Below are 19529 nucleotides of genomic sequence, written 5' to 3' on the forward strand. Positions count from 1 at the left end.
AATCGCCAGACAGGTAAATTTTTCCAAGTGAATGAAGCGGCGACATAGATCCGCCTTCAGAGGGCTGGATTGATTCTTATCACATTGATTTGCCTCATCCTCAGCCAATATAGGATAGAATGGTCACCGGCTGCGAACCTTGACGGTCGTCATTCGTTTTGCACCCGTGCAGCAGTAAAGGCAGGGAATGACCGGATACCAGATCGCACTCTTTGTTCGCCCTGATGTCGTGACGCCGGAGATCCGGCAGGCCTGGCAGCGGGAGGGGTGCGAGCTTATCGTGCGCAGCGATTATCCGCCGCTGGAAGAGGTCGCAAACCAGCGCTATGCGGGGGCGCTTCTGGATATCAAGCTGCAGGCGAGCTACCTGTTCGATTTGTCCGAACTCCTGACGCTACGCGCCATACCGCATGTCTTCGTCGTAACGGACGAGGCCCAGCAATCTCACTATGCCCTAAATGGCGGCCCGGATTCGATCCGCATGATTCTCGATGAACTGCTCTACCAGGATGACGAAGGCCATCGGCATTGAGGGCGCTCTATAACGCGCTGTCTCAAACCAGCAAAGCCTATTGGGTGCTGACCGACGACTATGTCAACTTTCGTTTTCGACTTCCGCAAATGTGACGGCAACATCCGAAAGAGATATGAACATTGCCTTGTATCGTTTCGTTTCATCTTTAGAATCTTGCTGATCCTGCCCCGGATCAGCGAAAACCTGAAAGCCAAGCTTTTCATATATGCTTCGCACATCGTCGTTATAGGCATGCAGTGTGAGAGCGTAGACACCTACATGCTCCCGAACCTCAAGAGAACGCTTGAAGGCATCGAGCATCATATGAGTGCCAAGTCCTTTTGACGCCCCTTTGTCACGTGCGATCATCGTCAAATAGATGGAAGGAATAGCGTCAAAGCGCCCGAATTTCTTATCGGCAGCTTCGCTCATTCCCGGTCGGAATGTCATAATTGTAAGCGCGTAAAATCCGACTGGAGTTTTGTCACCGTGTTTACTGGCGACAAAAACTCTCTGTGCGTAAGCTTTATGGCTTTTCAACGCGTTGTTTCGAAAGAAGTTATCTATTCTATCGACGCCGCAGCAAAAAGCCCCTCGCGGATGATCGCCAAGGGGCTCAATAACAATTTCTTCCATGCGCGCAGTCGACTACTTGGATTTGGCAGCAAACCGCTTACGGTTTTCCACTATCAGTTGGGCGAGAGCAGGCACTGCTTTCGGCGCAGCATCGATCGTAGCCTTCAACTGCTCATACTTCGCGGTGTCGTAAACGACCGGCATGGGGGTGAACTCACCATCGTCCTTAAGAAGTGCGACCATCGGGGCCTCCAATCATTACCAAAGGTAAACGTCGTCAACTGAGCGTTGTTCCAGCTTCAGCGGGGACGTATCACCCGATAATATTATAGCTATAATTTCCATACCAATTCGTTGCGTTTTTCGCAACGCCAAAACGGTTAGATGCTTACCCCGGAACAATATTCAAGTTTTGAACTTGCATATGTTCAGAAATGTTTGACAAAATTACAATGTGTGTGTGGCTGGGGCGCCTGGATTCGAACCAGGGGATGGCGGTACCAAAAACCGCTGCCTTACCGCTTGGCTACGCCCCAACAGCACTGGCCTAATTGCTTCGGGCGAAGCACCAGTTGCGTCGGGGATTGCGTTTAGCAAAGCTCATGCCTCACCGCAATCAGCTTCGATCTCTTTTTTGACATTTTGGTCGAATGCGTCCACATGCACCTGATCAGACTGAACCTTGCAAGGAATGGACATGGCCGCAGATCTGCCCGGCCCCGCTTTTACCCTCGATTTCGAGGCCTCGCACGGGCATGCCGTGCCGGTGGCCGAAGGGGTCTGGCGGCTGACCTGCAACAATCCATCGCCCTTCACCTTCCACGGCACCAATTCCTACATCATCGGCCAGGGCAAGACGGTCGCCGTACTCGATCCCGGCCCCGAAAATGATGCGCATTTCGAGGCGCTGATGCGGGCACTGAAGGGCAAGACCGTCAGCCACATCTTCATCAGCCACACCCATCGCGACCATTCGCCGCTTGCCCGTCGCCTCAAGGCGGAGACCGGAGCGCTGACCGTGGCGGAAGGCCCGCACAGGGCAGCTCGTCCGCTGCACGAGGGTGAAACGAACCCGTTTGCCGAAAGCTCCGACATGGAATTCCAGCCGGACATCGTGCTTGCCGATGGCGGGGTGATCGAGGCCGATGGCTTTGCGCTGCGTGCCATCCATACACCCGGGCATACGGCAAACCACTCAGCCTTTTCGCTGGAGGAGACCGGCATCGTCTTCTCCGCCGATCACGTCATGGCCTGGGCGACCACGATCGTGGCGCCACCGGATGGCTCCATGAGCGATTTCATGGCCTCCGTCGACAAGATGATGGAGCGCACGCGCGACCGGATCTATTTTCCCGGCCATGGCGGCCCGATTGCGGAGCCGGCTTCCTTCCTGCGGGCCTTGCGAACCCACCGACGGATGCGCGAACGCGCCGTGCTGGAGCGTATTCGAAACGGCGACCGGACGATTGCCGCGATGGTGGAGGCGATCTACGCCAGGACCGACAAGCGGCTGCATGGCGCTGCCGCGCTTTCGGTTCTGGCGCATCTGGAAGATCTGGTCGAGCGGGGCGAAGTTTTGACGGAAGGCCCGCCTGCCCTTTCGGGACGCTACTGGCCTGCCTGAGCCGGTCTCATCGGCTTATCCGGGCTTCACCTATTCCGGCGCGATGCCCAGCAATTCTGCATCCAGAGCACGCAAGTAGGATTGTGCGATGCCGGCGCTCAAGCCCAGATCATGCGAGCCGTAGCGGCTGGCGACGCGCATATCCACAAGCACCGTCTGCTCCTCTTCCCGGAGCCGGATTACCACATCGAAAGGCAGGCCGAGAATGAAGGTGCGCATCGATCCCTGAAGCGAAAGGTCGCCCTTTGCCTGCGCCTGCGGCAAGAGTGAGGCGAGTGCGGGTGACGGGCGAGGCAGCGGAATCGGCACCACATCCGGCACGGGCGGCGCGGCATCCGTTGCCGGGGGATTGACTGCCGGATTGGAGGCCGAACTGGCTGCACCGTTGGCACCGGCTCCGGACTGAGGCGTTCTGGAAGGGGCCGGCTTGGCTTTCTGGCTCTGCCCCTTGGCGAGCTTGTCCTTGTCGAACTTGATGCGGTTTGCCGCCGCGACCTTGATAACGGCATCATAGACACGGTCCAGCGCGCCTTCGTAACGGCGGCTGGTAATGCCCGGATAGGTTTCCTCCTGCAGCTCTCGCGATGCCGGACTGACGAAGGTGGGCTGGGAAAGCCACAACTGATCGGCCACAGGCTGTTTCTGCCAGGCTGGCGGATCGGCAATATCCGTCGTTACATCGAAAAGCGCCGGGCGCGTTTCCGAGAGATACATGCCGACGGCAAACAACGCGATGGCAGGCAAAGCCAGAATGATGGCCCTGGCAGAGGCTATCCCGCCCTGGGCGCCCGTGGTCCATAATTGCACCAGCCCGTGGAGTGCAAGCGGTATGCTGAGGCTACCCAGCACCGCGCAAAGGATCACCACCGCCAGGAAGCTTGGGGTCGTCAGCGGGCCGAAGCGATGCGCAGCGAAAGCCATCAACAGCAGCAACAGCGAACTCCACGCCATTTTCTTTGCCAGATAGGCCGAAGAGGACACCGGACGAACGAAACGCACCGTCATTGAGAAATATTTCCTTCTCGGGCCTTCCGTTTACCAGAAGTCCCGCCTGCTGATCTGCTCGCGCTTCTTTTGCTCGACATGTGCATGCTTTCTTTTAAGAGATTCATCCGAGCACGTCATCCGGAAGCCGCGTCATGAAACCGCAAATGCAGAAAATGTTTCGCCTGGTTCAAGCCCTGTGCCTGGGGCTGACGCTTGGCCTTGCCACAAGCTGCCAGAGCGTGAGCCCCGAAGCACGCCGCGCGGCGGCGGAGCGCACCTGCCTTGGCTACGGTTTCGAGCCGGGCAGTCCTGCCTTGCAGCGCTGCATGCAAAACCAGAACTGACCACCGCACCGGATAAATATTTGACAAGTGGTTGATCGTGGCGCCTCCTTCTGACGTAGGACGCAGCAGGAAACACGAAAAGTGGACAGCGCCATGGCCAGACCTGTGCTCTACATCACCAGTTCGGATTATGCGGTCAGAACGGGGGGATATGTCTACAATTCCCGCCTCGTGCAGGTGCTGCGCCAACAGGGCGTCGATCTCGAGACGCATTGCCTCGAGCAAGGCTTCCCCATGGTTCCCGAAAGTGAGCGCGCAGCCCTGGCACGACGGCTTGCCGCGCTTCCCCCCCACACCCTTCTTCTGATGGACCATGTCTATCTCGGGCGCCTGCTGGAACTGTTTCGCCAGATGCCGCATCCAATTGCCGCCATCTTCCACCATTCGGATGTCATGGAACATGGAACGGGCAGCGACGAAAAGGGTCGACGCCTGTTCGAGGCGGAAAGGGCGAGCCTGAGCAGGGCCGATGCGCTGCTGGTGAGTTCGGATGAAACGGCGCGCTACGTGCGGGAGCAATATGGTTTTTCAGCGCACCATATTCATGCGGCAGTTCCGGGCAATGATCCCGTCCTGCGGACGGCAGTTGGCGACTATGCCACCAATGGCGGACCGCGCATTCTTTCCATTGGTGCCGTCATCCCGCGCAAGCGCTACGACTATATTCTGGATGTTGCAAGCCACCTGAAAACCCCTGGCTGGACGTGGAATGTGGCGGGCGATCCGTCCCGCTATCCGGGCCATCTGCTGCGCCTTCAGGAAAAGGCGGAAAGCATCGGCCTTACGGATCGTTTCACGTTTCTGGGCGATGTGGCGGACGAGGAGTTGGAAACCTTGTGGCAGGCGAGTGATCTCTATGTCGCCGCTTCGCACTACGAAGGCTATGGAATGGCGATTGCCGAAGCGCTTCGCCACGGGGTGCCGGTGGTGAGCACCGCATCCGGCGCCGTGTCCACCTGGGCCAAGGCCGGCGTAACCTCAGCGCCTGCGGAGGATGCCGAGACGATGGCACAGGAGATCGACCGGCTGATCTCCACGCCGGACAGATTGCACACGCTTGGCGACCTCGCATGGACCTTCGGCCAGACGCTGCCCAGCTGGGCAGAGACGTTTACCGGCATGGACGCATGGCTGGAGACGATTGATCGACCGGCTCCCGCCCTCCACGGCTCGTTTTCCTGACGGCTGGAAAGCCACCGGCTATCGACGGGCGCTCTGCTGCTCGATGGCTGCCTGCGCCGCCGCCAGCCGGGCAATCGGCACGCGAAAGGGTGAGCAGGAAACATAGTCGAGCCCCATCTGCTCGCAGAAGCGGATGGAGGCAGGGTCACCACCGTGTTCGCCGCAGATTCCCAGCTTCAGGTCCGGCCTTGTCTTTCGGCCCCGCTCGGCAGCAAGACCGATCAACTCGCCCACGCCATCGAAATCCAGCGAAATGAAGGGATCCTGTTCGATGATGCCTTTTCGCTGATAGGTCGGGATGAAGCTTGCCGCATCGTCTCGCGAGATGCCGAATGTGGTCTGCGTCAGATCGTTGGTTCCGAAGGAAAAGAACTCCGCCGTTTCGGCAATGACATGGGCACGGAGAGCCGCGCGCGGAAGCTCGATCATGGTGCCGGCCAGATAGCCGATATCAAGACCCGTCTCCCTTGAGACGTCAGCGGCGACCTTGTCGATGCAGGCCTTCACGTAATCCAGCTCAGAGCGAAGCCCGACGAGCGGCACCATGATTTCCAGCTCGACCGGCGCTCCGGTCTCGCTGGCCGCAGCAGCCGCGGCCTCGAAGATCGCGCGCGCCTGCATTTCCGCGATTTCAGGATAGGAAATGGCAAGACGACAGCCGCGATGGCCCAGCATCGGGTTGAATTCGTGCAGCGCCTCAACGCGGCGCGACAGAAGCGCCGGTTCCATATCCATGGCCGCGGCCACCTCGATAATCTCCTCCGCGCTCTTTGGCAGAAACTCGTGGAGGGGCGGATCCAGCAGGCGGATGGTGACCGGCAAGCCGGACATGATGGTGAAGAGTTCCGTGAAGTCGGAACGTTGCATGGGCAACAGCTTGTCCAGCGCCGCACGGCGCCCGGCTTCATCTTCGGCGAGAATCATCTCGCGCATCACATGAATGCGGCCACCTTCGAAGAACATGTGTTCGGTACGGCAGAGGCCAATTCCCTCGGCACCGTAGGAACGGGCCGCACGGGCATCCTGCGGCGTATCGGCATTGGTGCGTACGGTCATGCGGCGGGTCTCATCTGCCCAGGCCATCAGCCGACCGAAATCGCCGGAAAGCGCTGGCTGGATCATGGGCACGGCGCCTTTCAGCAACTGGCCGGAAGAACCATCGACCGTGATCATCTCGCCCTTTTTCAGCGTGAAGCCGGGGCCGATCAGAAGCTCGTTGCGCAGATCGACGCGCAGACCACCTGCGCCCACCACGCACGGAATGCCCATGCCGCGCGCAACGACTGCGGCGTGGCTGGTCATGCCACCGCGCGTCGTCAGGATTGCTTCCGCCGCATGCATGCCATGGATGTCTTCCGGGCTGGTTTCGATGCGCACCAGCACGACCTTGCGGCCTTCCGCTTCGGCATCCACCGCATCTTCCGCCGTAAAGACAATTTCTCCGCTGGCTGCTCCCGGAGAGGCCGGAAGTCCTGAGCCGAGCACCACGCGCTCAACGCGCGGGTCTATGGTCGGGTGCAGCAGTTGATCCAGCGATGGCGGGTCGATACGGCAGATGGCCTGTTCGCGCGTTATGACGCCTTCATCCACCAGATCGACGGCGATCTTCATCGCGGCCCGTGTCGTGCGCTTGCCACTGCGGGTTTGCAGCATCCACAGCTTTCCGCGCTCTACGGTGAACTCGACGTCCTGCATGTCGCCGTAATGCGCTTCCAGCCGATTACAAATGTCCCGGAACTCGGCGAAAGCCTCCGGCATCAGCTTTTCCATGGAGGGCTTTTCAGAGCCGCTGGCGAGGCGCCCCTCCTCCGTCAGGCTTTGCGGCGTGCGGATACCAGCAACCACATCTTCTCCCTGCGCATTCACCAGAAATTCGCCGTAGAGACTGTTCTCACCCGTGGACGGATTGCGCGTAAAGGCAACGCCCGTTGCCGAGGTGGAACCCAGATTGCCGAACACCATGGCCTGCACATTGACCGCGGTTCCCCAGTCATGCGGGATCTTGTGGAGGGTCCGATAGGTGACTGCGCGCGTGTTCGTCCAGGAGGAAAACACTGCCTTGATGGTGTTCCAGAGCTGCAGGTGACAATCCTGCGGGAAGGCTTCGCCCAGCTCTTCCTCGATGACCTGCTTGTAGAGGGAAACGACATGCTGCCACTCGACGGCAGACAGTTCCGTATCGTAATCGTGACCGAGGCGGGCCTTCTCGTCCTCCAGCACTTCCTCGAAGACCTCGTGATCGAGACCCATGACGACATCGCCATACATCTGGATGAAGCGGCGATAGCTGTCCCAGGCAAAGCGCGCATCGCCGCTATCGTGGCCGAGCGCCTGCACCGTCTGGTCATTCAGGCCAAGGTTCAGCACGGTATCCATCATGCCGGGCATGGACGCCCGCGCTCCGGAGCGGACGGACAACAGAAGCGGATGAGGGCCCTGACCGAAGGTGCGGCCTGTGATCTTCTCCATATCGACAAGCGCCGAGAGAACCTGGGCTTGCAGGTCATCCGGCAGCGCCTTGCCTTTGGAAAAGAAAAACAGGCAGGCTTCGGTGGTGATCGTCATTCCGGGCGGCACAGGCAGCCCGAGCGATGCCATTTCGGCAAGGTTCGCCCCTTTGCCGCCCAGCAATGCGACATCGGCAGCGCCGCCTTCCGCCGCGCCATCTCCAAACCGGTAAACCCACTTAGTCGCCATGTTCTCCTCCAGCCCCGAGCATGAACTGCTTCTTTTTTCCCAAGCATTTACCGCAGTTACGGTGACTTGGAAACGGGGGAATGGCAGCATCATGCTGCATTGCAGCAATATTGCGACAGATCTCGCGGATTTTGGGATAATGGCAGGCCGACAGGTGTATTTCTAAAGTATAAATTCCTGATATGCGTTCATTTTAAATATTAGCAGACTTTGCGGGGCCGCCTGCTCCGGCCCCGCAAAGTCTTCCGGCTGGTACAGGAAACCGGCCGGGGGGTCTTGATCCCGAACTGATCCGGGTAAACTTGAACCCAATTTACTGGAACAAGGATTATGCAATTCAATCGTTATGGAAAGTGTCTAATTCACACGGACCGTTTGATTTTGCTGATAACCTTAATTGCAAATCATGTTTTGCATTTCAGAGGTTAGCCTATTGTGGCGTATTGTCGATACGAAATGATAGCGTTATCAGATCACAATCAGCTGTTGGCTAAGCAGAATTTCAGCCATATCCTGTTTTACTCCCGCCAAGGGTCAAGGCGTCTGTTGACGACGAAGCTGACACCGGCCTGAAGCCCGTGGATCTCCGACTATCCCGGGTTTCGCTGATCAAATTCCCGGTTTTGACAATTGCAGCAGTTGATCGGCATCCGGTTCGCCGAGAAGGATCTCGCCCATCTTTTCATCGACAACACGCATGGAGACGATCTTTCCCTGCGGCGTGAACAGGATGCGCAGGTGGCTTTGTGGGCAAAGTCTCACCAGACAGGCGCCAAAGAGTTCAAAAGGTTTTTCGGCAATCGTCACCGCTGTAGACGCGCCAGAGACGTAGAGCGGGTTCGTGATCATGTTGCGCACCCAGGGCGGAAGCCGCTGTGTCTTGCGCAGCAGTTGCTGAAGGCTTTCCCGATGGGGCTGGGACGAAGCAACGATCTCGTGCAGGAAGCGGCCTGATTTTGCCTCTTCGGCTGCCGAGAGCTGCGAGACGGCAAGGACCAGCAGACAAAGGACAAGACTGAAGCGCTTCATCAAACAGCCTCCCGAAGACGCTCCGCCGTCTGCAAATCGACCGAAACGAGTTGCGAGACGCCCTGCTCCGCCATCGTCACACCGAAAAGCCGGTTCATGCGCGCCATGGTGATGGGATTATGGGTAATGATGACGAAGCGCGTTTGCGTCGATGCGGCCATCTCATCCATCAGGTTGCAATAGCGCTCGACATTGTGGTCATCGAGCGGTGCATCCACCTCGTCCAGCACGCAAATGGGCGCCGGATTGGTGAGAAAGACCGCGAAGATCAGCGCCATGGCTGTCAGCGCCTGCTCGCCACCCGACAGAAGCGTCATTGTCTGCGGCTTCTTGCCCGGCGGACGGGCCAGGATTTCGAGCCCTGCCTCCAGCGGATCGTCGCTTTCGATGAGCTGAAGTTCCGCAGTACCGCCGTTGAAAAGATGCGTGAAAAGGCGCTGGAACTGGCCGTTGACCACATCGAAAGCGGCAATCAGTCGTTCGCGTCCCTCGCGGTTCAGGCTCTGAATGGCAGATCGCAGCTTGCGGATGGCATCAATGATGTCGTCACGCTCCTTGATGAGCGCGGAGAGCTTGTCCGAGAGTTCCCGTTGCTCCTCCTCGGCCCGAAGGTTGACGGCGCCAAGCCGTTCACGCTCCATCTTCAGGCGGTCCACCTCGCGTTCCACGGCGCTCATGTCCGGCAGGGTGGAACCCGGCTGGATGCCTGCAAGACGGAATGCCTCATGCGGCTCCACGGACAGGGCCTGGCGAATTGCATTTTCCGCATCGTGTCGACGCTCTGCGGCGGACACCAGACGCTCCTCCGCGCGGCCGCGCTTTTCACGAACCTCGGCAAGGGCCGCAAGCGCGGTGGCAGCACGCTGGTCCGCCTCGCGCTGGCGGGTTTCGGCCTCGGCAAGAGCGTCTCCGGCGGAGCGACGCGCCTCTTCCGCCTTCTGCAACTCGTTCATAAGGGCGCGGCGCTTGTCCTCGAACTCCTCCGGCGCAAGATCCAGCTCGGCCATTTCCTCACGGGCTTCGTCCTCACGCTCCCGCAGGGTCGCAACATGACCTTCAGCACTGGCGACGCGGCCCCGCCAGTTCGTGCGCTCCGCGGAGATGGCCGACAGACGGCGGCGACGCGCATCCGCATCGCGCGACAGACCCTCATAGCGCGCCCGCGCTTCCGCAAGCTCTGCCCGATGCTGCGCCACCGTCAACTGATGTTGCGCCAACCGGCGGTCGAGATCGGCGAGATCCGGTGCATCCTGTCTTTCGGCACGGGCGGCCTCGTCCTGCGCGGCCAGTTCCTCGATCTGTTCGCTCAGTTGGGCAAGGGCATTTTCGGCAACGGCACGGCGGCGCATCAGGTCGCCCGCAGCACGCTCAGCCTGCGCAAGCGCTTCACGCGCTTCCGAAACACTGCGTTGAAGAAGCCGCAGGCGTTCGCGCGCCTCGCCAAGACGCGCCTCTTCGGTCCTGATGGCCTCGCCTGCCTGAAGGCTCAGGCTTTCCGCCTCCGACAGTTCGATACGCGCATCATCGATTTCGGTCTCCAGTTCGGAGAGCCGGTTTTTCTGCGCAAGCCGAAGAGCTGCAGCACTTGGTGCCTCAGAGCCGGTGACATGCCCGTCCCAGCGATAGACGGCCCCTTGCTTCGTCACGAGGCGTTGGCCGGGTTTCAGGCTCGCCTGCAAGCTCTTCGCATTCGACTGGTCTACAACGCCGATCTGGGCAAGTCGACGCCCCAGTTCCGGCGGCGCCGTCACGTGGCGGGCAATGGGTTCTGCGCCCTGCGGTAGCGCCGGTCCCTCGACGGCGTTTGTCAGGCGCAGCCAGTGAGACGGGGCGGCCTCGTCCAAGGCGCTATCGAGATCGTCGCCCAGGGCCGCGCCCAGAGCAACCTCGAAGCCGCGGTCGACGCGGATCATTTCCGCCACCGAGGTGAACGCACCGCTTGCCTCACCGGCGCTCAGCATGCGGCGGATGGTACGGGTTTCCGTTTCCAACCCATTCAGGTGCGCGCGCGCCTGCTCGACGGGTTGCCGGGCCTCCATTTCCCGCTTGCGGGCCTGAGACAGCGCCTCTTCGATCTCCTCGATAGACGCTGCCGCCTCCTCAAGCGCATATTCCGCCGCCTCCACCGCTTCGCGGCGCTCTGCCGGGTCGGTCAGTTCGGAGAGTTTGTCATCGAGTGTTTCAAGCTCGCCTGCCGCTTCACTGCGCTGACGGTCGAGGCGAAGGCGGCGATCGGCGATCTCGCGGATGACCCTTTCCAGCTGCGCAACTTGAGCGGCCACCTGCGCACGCTCGGCGGTAACAGCGGCGAATTCGCCTTCGCTTTCGGCCAGGCGTGCGCTGGCATCCTCATAGGCAAGCCGAAGTTCTTCCGCCTCCTCGCCAGATTGCGCCAGAAGCTCGGTCAGTTCCTGCTCTTCCGCATCCAGCCGCTCGATCACCGCGGCATTTTCCGCCATCAACTGCTCTTCGCGGCGAATATCCTCGGCAAGCTGCGCGAGGCGGCGCATGAGATCGTCCTTGCGGCGCAGAAGGCGGCCCGCTTCTTCCTCCAGCTGGCTGCGCGCGATCTGCAGCCGTTGAAGCGCGGCACCGGCCTTGGCCTCCACCTCGCGCAGTTCCGGCAGCTTCAGCGCGGCAATAGCCTGCTCCTTGGCGGCTTCCATCTGGCTCTGGGCGCGTTCGGCGACCACAGAGGTTGCGGCATTCAGCGCCTGCGTCGCCTCGTTTTCCGCATCGCGCGCCTGGACGAAGCGGATGTAGAGGAGCTTTGCCTCCCGCTCGCGGATATCGGCAGACAGCATCTTGAAGCGACTGGCCTGCCGAGCCTGACGCTTGAGGCTTTCGATCTGGCTGCTGAACTGGGTTGTGACATCCTCCAGCCGCTCGAGATTCGTTTCCGCAGCACGCAGCCGAAGCTCCGCCTCATGGCGCCTGGAATGCAGGCCGGAAATGCCGGCCGCCTCTTCCAGCAATTGCCGGCGCGCCTGCGGCTTTGCCTGAATGAGCTCGCCAATCCGGCCCTGCCCGACCATGGAGGGCGAGCGGGCGCCCGTGGAGGCATCGGCAAACAGAAGCTGCACGTCCTTGGCGCGGGCTTCCTTGCCGTTGATGCGGTAGACGGAGCCGTTCTCCCGCTCGATCCGCCGCGAGACCTGTATCTCATCGGCATCGTTGAAGGCGGCTGGCGCGGTGCGATCGCTATTGTCGAGGTAGAGGCCGACTTCCGCGGAATTGCGCGCCGGGCGATTTCCCGATCCGGAAAAGATCACATCATCCATGCCGGAAGCACGCATGTTCTTGTAGGAATTTTCACCCATTACCCAGCGGAGCGCTTCCACAAGGTTGGACTTTCCGCAGCCATTGGGGCCGACGACGCCGGTGAGACCCGGTTCGATGATGAATTCGGTCGGCTCGACGAAGGATTTGAAGCCGACAAGGCGCAGTTTGGTGAACTTCATGCACCACCTGCGGACAGACAGACAAAAGCGGACACGGATACGCGATCCGTGTCCGCTTTCAAAAATGCGTTCGGATCAGAGCAGGCTATCGATGAGCGCCGACATGGCTTCAACCGACATGTCTCCGGAGTAACGGTTGCCGTTGATCAGGAAGGTTGGCGTTGAATTCACGCCGAATTCTTCCGCACCGCGCTTCATGGTGGCGTTCACTTGATCGAGAAGCTTCTGGTTCGTCAAGCAGGCCTCGAAGCCTTCCTGTGAATAACCGGCCATCTTGGACATTTGCAGCAGGGCATTGCGAACATTGCCGTCTGCCGGGGCTGCCCAGGCGCGCTGCTGCTTGAACAGCATGGAAACCATGGCGTAGTAGCTCTTGGCATCCGCCATTTCCTGCGGCTTGGCCGGGTTGCAGCGGGCCAGCATGAAGGCAGCAGTCGCGACCGGATCAAACGGGAACTCGCGCAGGATGAAGCGCGCCTTGCCGGTATCGATATACTTCTGCTTGATCGGCTCGAAGGTGGTGGTGTGGAAATGCGCGCAGTGCGGGCATGTCATCGACATGTATTCGACGATGGTGACCTTGGCCTTTTCATCGCCCAGCGCCATTTCCGGCAATGCGCCAGGCTGCAGCACCTTTGCCATGTCCACCTTGCCGGAGGATTCCGGCAGATCGACCGCAAATGCGGCGGACGCGCCCAGAAGCGGCACACCGATTGCGGTTGCGGCAGCGCCGCCCATAAGCTGGCGACGGGTGGTTTGCGGTAGGCTGAACGGCATCATGGCACCTATTGAAGATAAACAGACTTTGTTGCTTCACGTATCGCGCCCTTGCTGCAAGAACAAGGCGGCGCGCAGACGGAATGTTCTTTTCTCAACCAAACGTGACAGAGAAAAGATGAACTGAAGCTGAGTGTTAGATCTGCAGGCAAAACCCTATCGCCGTGTCGCCTTTTTTGGCTGCAGGACGGCGGTGCCAAGCCTCTCCACCGCCTTGCGCAATGCCTCGTTCTCGATCCCGTCCATCATTTCGTTCAGGCGTCGAGCAGCCTCGCCGCGCAATGGCTGCGGTTTGCGGCGGTAACGCGTGGCAACCGAGACCGGCTTCTGCACGATCCGGATCTGGCGGATGGCGGGAAACCCGAAAAAACCGTTGATGCGGTCGATGAGTTCGCCCTGCGCATGGCTGAGAAACAGGGCACGCGCGCCTTCGCAGGCAATGGTCAAAACGCCGGCCTTGTGGCCGCCCTCACCTTCCGAGCCATCGCGGCGCGGCCAGGCGATCTTTTCCGGACGCGTGCATTCGGCAAACTCCTCGCCGGCAATCTCGTCCCATGAGCCGAGAAGTGCTGTGGAAATACCGGCGCGGCGGGCCAGCACCGGGTCCATCAGCCCGTTGGCAATCTCTGCGATCTGGAGGGGGACGGGTTTGCGCGCCATGGTTCAGATGGTTCTTCGTGCGGCGGGCGTCAGCATGTTCCAGCGCCGGAACTGCACGATGAGGACCGCGAGGAACAGCATGGACGTTGCCAGGCACTGCTCGTGGTAGAAGGGATCATGCAACATGCCGAAAGCAAGCACGGTCCCGTAGAAATAGACGACGCAGCGCTTGAGCGGATAATGATCCGGCTGACGCCAAACCATCCAGAGGACACTTGCGAAGATCGCCAGCAGAAGTCCCAGACCCAGAAACCCGTTGGCCAGCAATTCCTGTAGCAGGAAATTATGCACATGCTTGCCGCCGACGATGTAGTGCAGATCCGGTCCGGCAACGCGCTCCAGATTGGCGAATGTATCTCTGAGGCCCACACCTGCGATGGGGTGCTCCCTGATCACGATTGTGGATGCCTTCCAGAGCGCCAGCCGGATGTTGCCGGAATCCATATTGTGTGCCTGGTCGCCGTCTACATAGTATTCATAGACGGTGGCAAAACGATCGATCAGCATGCTGTGCACGGGTGGCGCCATGAAGAGCGCGACCAGGCCAAGCGCCGCCGCCGCATAGGCTCTGTTGCGCCAGCGAGGCCGCCATTTCAGAGAACAGATCGCAAATTCGACGAGAAATAACACAGGCAGGATGAGAACGACGGCGCGCGTTTGCGACAGGAAGACCGGAACGATGGCGATCAGCAGATAGAAGGGTCCGTTGGGCAGGTATCGCCAGGGTTTTTCCACCGGAATGGTTGCGACAATGCCCGCCAGCGCGACGAGCAGTGCCACGATGGCCGCGTTTCCACCGCCGTCATACCGATCCGCAGCCGTCTGAAAAGACAGGCTTGCAAAGAGCGCTGCGACCAGCGCAACCCAGGTGCCAATGCGACCGCCAAGCACCAGCCAACGCAGCGGCTGGCGCACGAGACAGAGGCCGGATGCAATGAAGCTGAAGCCGAGCAGAAGCCCCATGAAACCGAGCTGGCGGTTTTGCCATTGCCACTCGCCACGGACACCCAGGAGCAGGACGACCCAGAAGATGTAGAGAAAGATGACACCGAGGGGGGAGTCGAGATAGGCGCGAAGTCGCCGTCGATTGGACAGCGCGACATAAATGCCTGTCGCTCCGAACACAGCGCACATGGCAACCGCCGTGGGCAGATACAGCGCGACGGAAAACATTGCAAAGGCCAGGATCCAGGGATCGATGCGACGGCGCGCCAGCAATATGCGTTTGAACGTCATTCGATCCGATCAATCCTCATGTTTCGTCTGCGGTTCTTGGCCGCTTACAAGTGGTTTGTACCTTATTGCGAAGGTTTCTATTAGGAAAGTGTTTGAAATGCGCGAAGAAGCGCCTCCTTAACACGAAATATATGCGTTGGTATCTTCGCGAGACCCTTTTGCTTTTGCTGCTTATAGTCTGCGCGGCTGGCAATGAAGGTCTGCGATCGCAAATCTCCAAACTCCAGCAGCGACTCTTCTGCCGTATAGACCGGCACATGGTGGTGCCATACCCGCTCAAGCGCCATGTCAAACGGCAAGGATTGCACCCGGAGCGGCTCCAGGAGATTTTGCGCCGCGCCTCTGGTCAGCAGATAGCAGGCCGCAGAACCTTGAGGTCCGAACCGGGACAGGCCGATACGATCTCCCATCGGCGTGGTAAAAAGGTGGCGAAAGGCGAGCGTCCGGTGATTGACCAGCTTCACGACGCAACCATCCCTGACCGTCGCTGCCACGGACTGAGCGCGCAGCATCAGGTCTTCGCTGAGAGCCACATCATCCTCGATGATCAGGGCAGCAGGCGCGCCGCTATCGACCAATTGCTGAAAAGCCTTGAGATGGCTTTTGTAGCAGCCATATTCCCCCGTCATCAGCGGACGACCGTTGCGCTTCAGAAACAGATCACGGTCGGCATCCACCCATTGGTCCGGCGGCACCTTTGAACCATCAACTCCCTGCACACGCTCCAGCCGGATGCCAAGCCTCTCCGCCTGCCCTTCAATCAACAGCCTGCGCTCGATCGCACGATCGATATTGATGAGGAGGACCGGTAAATCCATCTGCTCCGCCATTGGCTTCAAACTCGATGCACCTTATCTCTGAGGTCGAACAGGATGGATAGTCCCGCCGATATGCACTCCACAGCCGACACGTCTCTCTCCGACAAACTGCTTTCCTGGTATGATCGCCATCATCGCGAACTGCCCTGGCGCGTTACCCCACGGGAAAGCCTGACAGGCAAGCGCGCAGACCCTTACCACATCTGGCTGTCAGAGGTGATGCTCCAACAGACAACCGTGCAAGCGGTCAAGCCCTATTTCCTGAAGTTCCTGGCAAAGTGGCCAACTGTGGGTGATCTGGCCGCCGCCCCGAGCGAGGATGTCATGGCTGCATGGGCTGGCCTTGGCTATTACGCGCGGGCCAGAAACCTCAAAAAATGCGCGGAAACTGTCGCCAAAGAGCATGACGGCATGTTCCCGGACACCGAAGAGGGACTTCGTGCGCTGCCGGGAATTGGCGATTATACATCCGCCGCCGTTGCCGCAATTGCCTTCAACCGTCCAGCGGCGGTGATGGACGGCAATGTGGAACGCGTCATCTCCCGCCTCTACGCCATTTCCGATCCGCTGCCCGGCTCGAAACCACTGATGAAGGCGAGAGTGAAAGAGCTGACGCCGCTTGGCCGGCCGGGGGATTTCGCCCAGGCCATGATGGATCTCGGTGCCACGATCTGTACGCCAAAGCGTCCGGCCTGTGCGCTCTGTCCGTTCAATGCGGACTGTCTTGCCTTGAAGGCGCATGATCCGGAGCACTTTCCGGTGAAGGCCGCCAAGAAGGAGAAGCCGATCCGCCAGGGTGCCGCCTTCGTGGCCGTAACCTCCAATGGCGAAATCCTGCTGCGGCGGCGCGTGGAAAGCGGCCTGCTCGGCGGCATGACCGAGGTTCCAACCACCGCGTGGACCGCACGGCTGGATGGCGGCACGACTGAGGAGCATGCGCCCTTCCCCGGCGAATGGCATCAGGCCGGTGTCGTGACCCACATCTTCACCCATTTCGAACTGCGGCTGACCGTGTATCGGACGAAGACGCAAAAGCAACCGGACGCAAACGGATGGTGGGAGAAGGTCGATAACCTTGAAGCGCAAGCGCTTCCCACGGTTATGAAAAAAGTCATCGCAACAGCCCTTCCGAACGCGTTCAAATCGATTTAAATGGAACGAATTAGTTTCAGGAGGAGGAATTCATGACCGCGCCCATCGACCATATCGTTTTCGACATCGGCAAGGTGTTGATCCACTGGGATCCAACGATCCCCTACCAGCGGATTATTCCCGATGCGGACGAGCGGCGCTGGTTCTTCGAGAATGTCTGCACCCATGACTGGAACATGGAGCAGGACCGCGGGCGCGAATGGCCAGAGGCCGAGGCGGAGCTGATCGAGAAGTTTCCGGACCACGCGGACAATATTCGCGCCTTTCGCCAGAACTGGCATGAGATGGTGGTTCCCGCCTATCTCGACAGCGTGGCCGTCATGGAGAGCCTGATCGAGCAGGGTCGCGACGTGACGATGCTGACCAATTTCGCCGCCGACACCTTTCGCCACGCGCGCGAAATGTATCCGTTTCTCAACAAACCGCGTGGCGTGACCGTGTCGGGCGAAGTGCGGCTCATCAAGCCGGACATTGAAATCTACCAGCGACATACGCAGGAATTCGGGCTTGATCCGGCAAAGACGCTGTTCATCGACGATACGGCGATCAATGTGGAAGGTGCGAAAAAGGCCGGATGGCAGGCGGTGCAATTTACCGGCATCGACACGCTCAGGGCCGATCTGCAGCGATATGGCTTCAGTGTTTGAGGGAGTGGCGAAGTGAGCGCAGCCAAAATCTATCTCGATGGCTATCTGGATATACCGCCCGACCGGCGGGAAGATGTGCTGTCCGCACTGCCGAAGCATGTGGAACTCACGCTCGCCGAACCAGGCTGTCTTAAGTTCGAAGTCGTAGAGAGCACAGAGATCGCGGGACGGCTGCTCGTTTCGGAAATCTTTGTTGATCAGGCCGCTTTCGAAGCGCACCAGACCCGTAACCGTGCATCCGACTGGTTTCGGATCACAGCCGGTATCGAGCGGCATTTCGAAGTTCGCGAAGGATAAATGATGCGAAAAAATAAACGCCCGGTCCTTGAGGGAAAAGGACCGGGCGTTTTGTTCCTTCCGCCGGCTGGAGGTCAATCCCCGGGGGAAGGGCTCATCAACGAGGCGGTGGATCGGTCTTCGTCAATGAGGTCACTTGACCTAAAAACGACAATACGGCGAAATTGGTTCCCGAACTCTTTTCAAAAGGCATGGGAGCCATGCCATTTTCTCAATCCAGACGCGCCATATTGCTGCGAATGACGGTGCGCAGGGCGTCGATCGGCTTCAGTGCGCCTTCTTCCTCATAGTGCCAGAAGGTCCAGCCATTGCAGGTATCGAAACCCTGCACCTTGGCACCCAGGCGGTGGATGGAGCCCGCCTCCCCGCCTGACACCAACGTGCCATCGGCGCGAACAATCGCGCTGACGCGGCGCTTGACATCGGTGAGAACCTGACCCGGCTTGATGAGGCCGCTTTCCACCAGCGTGTTGAAGGCCACGCGCGGTTCGGCCTTCTTGCCGGTCATGACGGTCAGCTCGACCTTGCCGAGCGGCTCCACCTCGGCGATGCGGGCAGAGGCTGCATCGATGTAATCCTGCTCGCGCTCGATGCCGACGAAATTGCGACCCAGGCGCTTGGCGACGGCACCGGTCGTTCCCGAACCGAAGAAGGGATCGAGAATGATATCGCCCGGCTTGGTGGAGGCGAGGATGACGCGGGCGAGCAGCGCTTCCGGCTTCTGGGTCGGATGGATCTTCTTGCCGTCATCGCCCTTGAGGCGCTCGCCACCGCTGCAAATCGGGAACAGCCAGTCGGAGCGCATCTGCACGTCGTCGTTCGAGGCCTTCAGCGCGTCGTAGTTGAAGGTGTAGGCCTTGGCCTTTGCATCGCGGCTGGCCCAGATCATGGTTTCATGCGCGTTCTGGAACCGGCGACCCTTGAAGTTCGGCATAGGGTTCGTCTTGCGCCAGACGATGTCGTTCAGCAGCCAGAAGTTCAGATCCTGCAGCATGGAGCCGACGCGGAAGATGTTGTGATAGGATCCGATGACCCAGATCGTGCCGTTCGGCTTCAGCACGCGGCGGCAGGCGAGCAACCAGGCGCGGGTGAAGGCGTCGTAGGCTCCGAAGCTTTCGAATTGATCCCACTCGTCATCGACGGCATCGACCAGCGACTGGTCGGGACGATGCAACATGCCACCAAGCTGCAGATTGTACGGTGGGTCGGCAAAAATCACATCGACCGAATGGTCCGGCAGAGCTTCGAGTGCGGCAACGCAATCGCCCTTGATGATGCTGTTGATCCAGGAATCGGGACGAACCTGCTGCTTCAGGTCCACAAGCGGAAGAACGGATGCCATCTGATACTCGCTAACGCTTACTCGGATACATTTACTGACTGTTATGGTTACTCAGTTTGGTTACCAAACACTGAAGAAGATCCGAAAATTGCGAGAAATGCGTCCGCGTGGGGACGAGAGATGGTAAATCGCCGCGGCCAATTGGGCCTGACATTCGTCAAGCAAGCGTGATTGGCAGCTATGCGC

The 19529-nt window shown here is 59.7% G+C and carries 18 protein-coding genes and 1 tRNA gene; 7 read left to right on the forward strand and 12 right to left on the reverse strand.

The annotated features are described in order from the left end of the window. The first annotated feature begins 187 nt into the window (after positions 1–187). Positions 188–532 (forward strand): hypothetical protein, encoded by a 345-nt coding sequence (locus ASD54_RS02400; protein WP_062552982.1) that lies wholly within the window; start codon positions 188–190, stop codon positions 530–532. Between the two features lie 63 nt (positions 533–595). Here ASD54_RS02400 and ASD54_RS26400 read toward each other — a convergent pair whose 3' ends face one another. From ASD54_RS26400 to ASD54_RS02410, 3 genes are all read right to left on the reverse strand, one after another. Further along, positions 596–1150 carry a hypothetical protein gene (locus tag ASD54_RS26400; RefSeq protein ID WP_156379025.1) on the reverse strand — a complete coding sequence of 185 codons (555 nt, stop codon included), beginning with the start codon at positions 1148–1150 and terminating at the stop codon, positions 596–598. 12 nt (positions 1151–1162) lie between these two features. Continuing rightward, positions 1163–1333 (reverse strand): hypothetical protein, encoded by a 171-nt coding sequence (locus tag ASD54_RS26405; RefSeq protein ID WP_156379026.1) that lies wholly within the window; start codon positions 1331–1333, stop codon positions 1163–1165. 218 nt (positions 1334–1551) lie between these two features. Beyond that, positions 1552–1626: transfer RNA gene (locus ASD54_RS02410), tRNA-Gln, on the reverse strand. A 173-nt stretch (positions 1627–1799) separates the two neighbouring features. Here ASD54_RS02410 and ASD54_RS02415 point away from each other — a divergent pair. After that, positions 1800–2714, forward strand: a complete 915-nt coding sequence (locus ASD54_RS02415; RefSeq protein ID WP_156379049.1) for an MBL fold metallo-hydrolase — start codon at positions 1800–1802, stop codon at positions 2712–2714. A gap of 30 nt (positions 2715–2744) precedes the next feature. Here ASD54_RS02415 and ASD54_RS02420 read toward each other — a convergent pair whose 3' ends face one another. Further along, the gene (locus tag ASD54_RS02420; RefSeq protein WP_062552985.1) at positions 2745–3719 is read right to left on the reverse strand and encodes a DUF1499 domain-containing protein; all 975 of its coding nucleotides are present in this window, start codon (positions 3717–3719) and stop codon (positions 2745–2747) included. Between the two features lie 134 nt (positions 3720–3853). Between ASD54_RS02420 and ASD54_RS02425 the strand changes: the two genes are divergently transcribed. Together ASD54_RS02425 and ASD54_RS02430 are read left to right on the forward strand one after the other, a co-directional pair. Continuing rightward, entirely contained in the window at positions 3854–4045 is a 192-nt protein-coding gene (locus ASD54_RS02425; protein ID WP_062552986.1) for a hypothetical protein, read from the forward strand. A gap of 93 nt (positions 4046–4138) precedes the next feature. After that, a complete protein-coding gene (locus tag ASD54_RS02430) occupies positions 4139–5227 on the forward strand; it encodes a glycosyltransferase family 4 protein (RefSeq protein WP_062552987.1) in 1089 nt (362 codons plus the stop codon). 18 nt (positions 5228–5245) lie between these two features. Here the strand turns inward: ASD54_RS02430 and ppdK are convergent, their stop codons facing one another. The 7 genes from ppdK to ASD54_RS02465 all read right to left on the reverse strand — a co-directional run bounded on the left by ppdK (position 5246) and on the right by ASD54_RS02465 (position 15905). Then, the gene (ppdK, locus tag ASD54_RS02435; protein WP_062552988.1) at positions 5246–7924 is read right to left on the reverse strand and encodes a pyruvate, phosphate dikinase; all 2679 of its coding nucleotides are present in this window, start codon (positions 7922–7924) and stop codon (positions 5246–5248) included. Positions 7925–8533: 609 nt separating this feature from the next. Further along, on the reverse strand, positions 8534–8953 hold the full coding sequence (locus ASD54_RS02440) for an Ivy family c-type lysozyme inhibitor (RefSeq protein ID WP_062552989.1): 420 nt from the start codon (positions 8951–8953) through the stop codon (positions 8534–8536). Beyond that, positions 8953–12414 carry a chromosome segregation protein SMC gene (gene smc / locus ASD54_RS02445; RefSeq protein WP_062552990.1) on the reverse strand — a complete coding sequence of 1154 codons (3462 nt, stop codon included), beginning with the start codon at positions 12412–12414 and terminating at the stop codon, positions 8953–8955. The genes ASD54_RS02440 and smc overlap by 1 nt, the downstream gene beginning before the upstream one ends. Positions 12415–12489: 75 nt before the next feature. Next, positions 12490–13191, reverse strand: coding sequence for a DsbA family protein (locus ASD54_RS02450; protein WP_062553244.1), 702 nt, complete (start codon positions 13189–13191; stop codon positions 12490–12492). Positions 13192–13347: 156 nt separating this feature from the next. Further along, on the reverse strand, positions 13348–13851 hold the full coding sequence (locus tag ASD54_RS02455; RefSeq protein WP_062552991.1) for a DUF721 domain-containing protein: 504 nt from the start codon (positions 13849–13851) through the stop codon (positions 13348–13350). 3 nt (positions 13852–13854) lie between these two features. Next, positions 13855–15087, reverse strand: a complete 1233-nt coding sequence (locus ASD54_RS02460; RefSeq protein WP_062552992.1) for an O-antigen ligase family protein — start codon at positions 15085–15087, stop codon at positions 13855–13857. Positions 15088–15167: 80 nt separating this feature from the next. Further along, complete coding sequence (locus ASD54_RS02465; RefSeq protein ID WP_162249530.1) at positions 15168–15905, reverse strand: glycosyltransferase family 25 protein; 738 nt, start codon at positions 15903–15905, stop codon at positions 15168–15170. A gap of 54 nt (positions 15906–15959) precedes the next feature. Between ASD54_RS02465 and mutY the strand changes: the two genes are divergently transcribed. Genes mutY through ASD54_RS02480 form a run of 3 tightly spaced genes read left to right on the forward strand, consistent with a single transcriptional unit; the run spans position 15960 to position 18001 of the window. Further along, entirely contained in the window at positions 15960–17057 is a 1098-nt protein-coding gene (gene mutY / locus ASD54_RS02470) for an A/G-specific adenine glycosylase (RefSeq protein ID WP_244484634.1), read from the forward strand. A gap of 32 nt (positions 17058–17089) precedes the next feature. After that, positions 17090–17704, forward strand: coding sequence for an HAD family phosphatase (locus ASD54_RS02475; RefSeq protein WP_062552994.1), 615 nt, complete (start codon positions 17090–17092; stop codon positions 17702–17704). Between the two features lie 12 nt (positions 17705–17716). After that, positions 17717–18001: a putative quinol monooxygenase gene (locus tag ASD54_RS02480; RefSeq protein ID WP_062552995.1), complete on the forward strand. Its 285-nt coding sequence runs from the start codon at positions 17717–17719 to the stop codon at positions 17999–18001. A gap of 211 nt (positions 18002–18212) precedes the next feature. Here ASD54_RS02480 and ASD54_RS02485 read toward each other — a convergent pair whose 3' ends face one another. After that, complete coding sequence (locus ASD54_RS02485; RefSeq protein ID WP_062552996.1) at positions 18213–19343, reverse strand: site-specific DNA-methyltransferase; 1131 nt, start codon at positions 19341–19343, stop codon at positions 18213–18215. Between the last annotated feature and the right edge of the window lie 186 nt (positions 19344–19529).

Source organism: Rhizobium sp. Root149 (assembly GCF_001427345.1).
GTDB lineage: Bacteria > Pseudomonadota > Alphaproteobacteria > Rhizobiales > Rhizobiaceae > Neorhizobium > Neorhizobium rhizoryzae.

Bases quoted from the DNA above. Each gene is read 5' to 3' on its own strand.
- mutY (WP_244484634.1), top strand. From the start codon at position 15,960: ATGGATAGTCCCGCCGATATGCACTCCACAGCCGACACGTCTCTCTCC.
- ASD54_RS02430 (WP_062552987.1), top strand. From the start codon at position 4,139: ATGGCCAGACCTGTGCTCTACATCACCAGTTCGGATTATGCGGTCAGA.
- ASD54_RS02485 (WP_062552996.1), bottom strand. From the start codon at position 19,343: ATGGCATCCGTTCTTCCGCTTGTGGACCTGAAGCAGCAGGTTCGTCCC.
- ASD54_RS02460 (WP_062552992.1), bottom strand. From the start codon at position 15,087: ATGACGTTCAAACGCATATTGCTGGCGCGCCGTCGCATCGATCCCTGG.
- ASD54_RS02475 (WP_062552994.1), top strand. From the start codon at position 17,090: ATGACCGCGCCCATCGACCATATCGTTTTCGACATCGGCAAGGTGTTG.
- ppdK (WP_062552988.1), bottom strand. From the start codon at position 7,924: ATGGCGACTAAGTGGGTTTACCGGTTTGGAGATGGCGCGGCGGAAGGC.
- ASD54_RS02425 (WP_062552986.1), top strand. From the start codon at position 3,854: ATGAAACCGCAAATGCAGAAAATGTTTCGCCTGGTTCAAGCCCTGTGC.
- ASD54_RS26400 (WP_156379025.1), bottom strand. From the start codon at position 1,150: ATGGAAGAAATTGTTATTGAGCCCCTTGGCGATCATCCGCGAGGGGCT.
- ASD54_RS02440 (WP_062552989.1), bottom strand. From the start codon at position 8,953: ATGAAGCGCTTCAGTCTTGTCCTTTGTCTGCTGGTCCTTGCCGTCTCG.
- ASD54_RS02420 (WP_062552985.1), bottom strand. From the start codon at position 3,719: ATGACGGTGCGTTTCGTTCGTCCGGTGTCCTCTTCGGCCTATCTGGCA.
- ASD54_RS02455 (WP_062552991.1), bottom strand. From the start codon at position 13,851: ATGGCGCGCAAACCCGTCCCCCTCCAGATCGCAGAGATTGCCAACGGG.
- ASD54_RS02450 (WP_062553244.1), bottom strand. From the start codon at position 13,191: ATGCCGTTCAGCCTACCGCAAACCACCCGTCGCCAGCTTATGGGCGGC.
- ASD54_RS02400 (WP_062552982.1), top strand. From the start codon at position 188: ATGACCGGATACCAGATCGCACTCTTTGTTCGCCCTGATGTCGTGACG.
- ASD54_RS26405 (WP_156379026.1), bottom strand. From the start codon at position 1,333: ATGGTCGCACTTCTTAAGGACGATGGTGAGTTCACCCCCATGCCGGTC.
- ASD54_RS02465 (WP_162249530.1), bottom strand. From the start codon at position 15,905: ATGGATTTACCGGTCCTCCTCATCAATATCGATCGTGCGATCGAGCGC.
- smc (WP_062552990.1), bottom strand. From the start codon at position 12,414: ATGAAGTTCACCAAACTGCGCCTTGTCGGCTTCAAATCCTTCGTCGAG.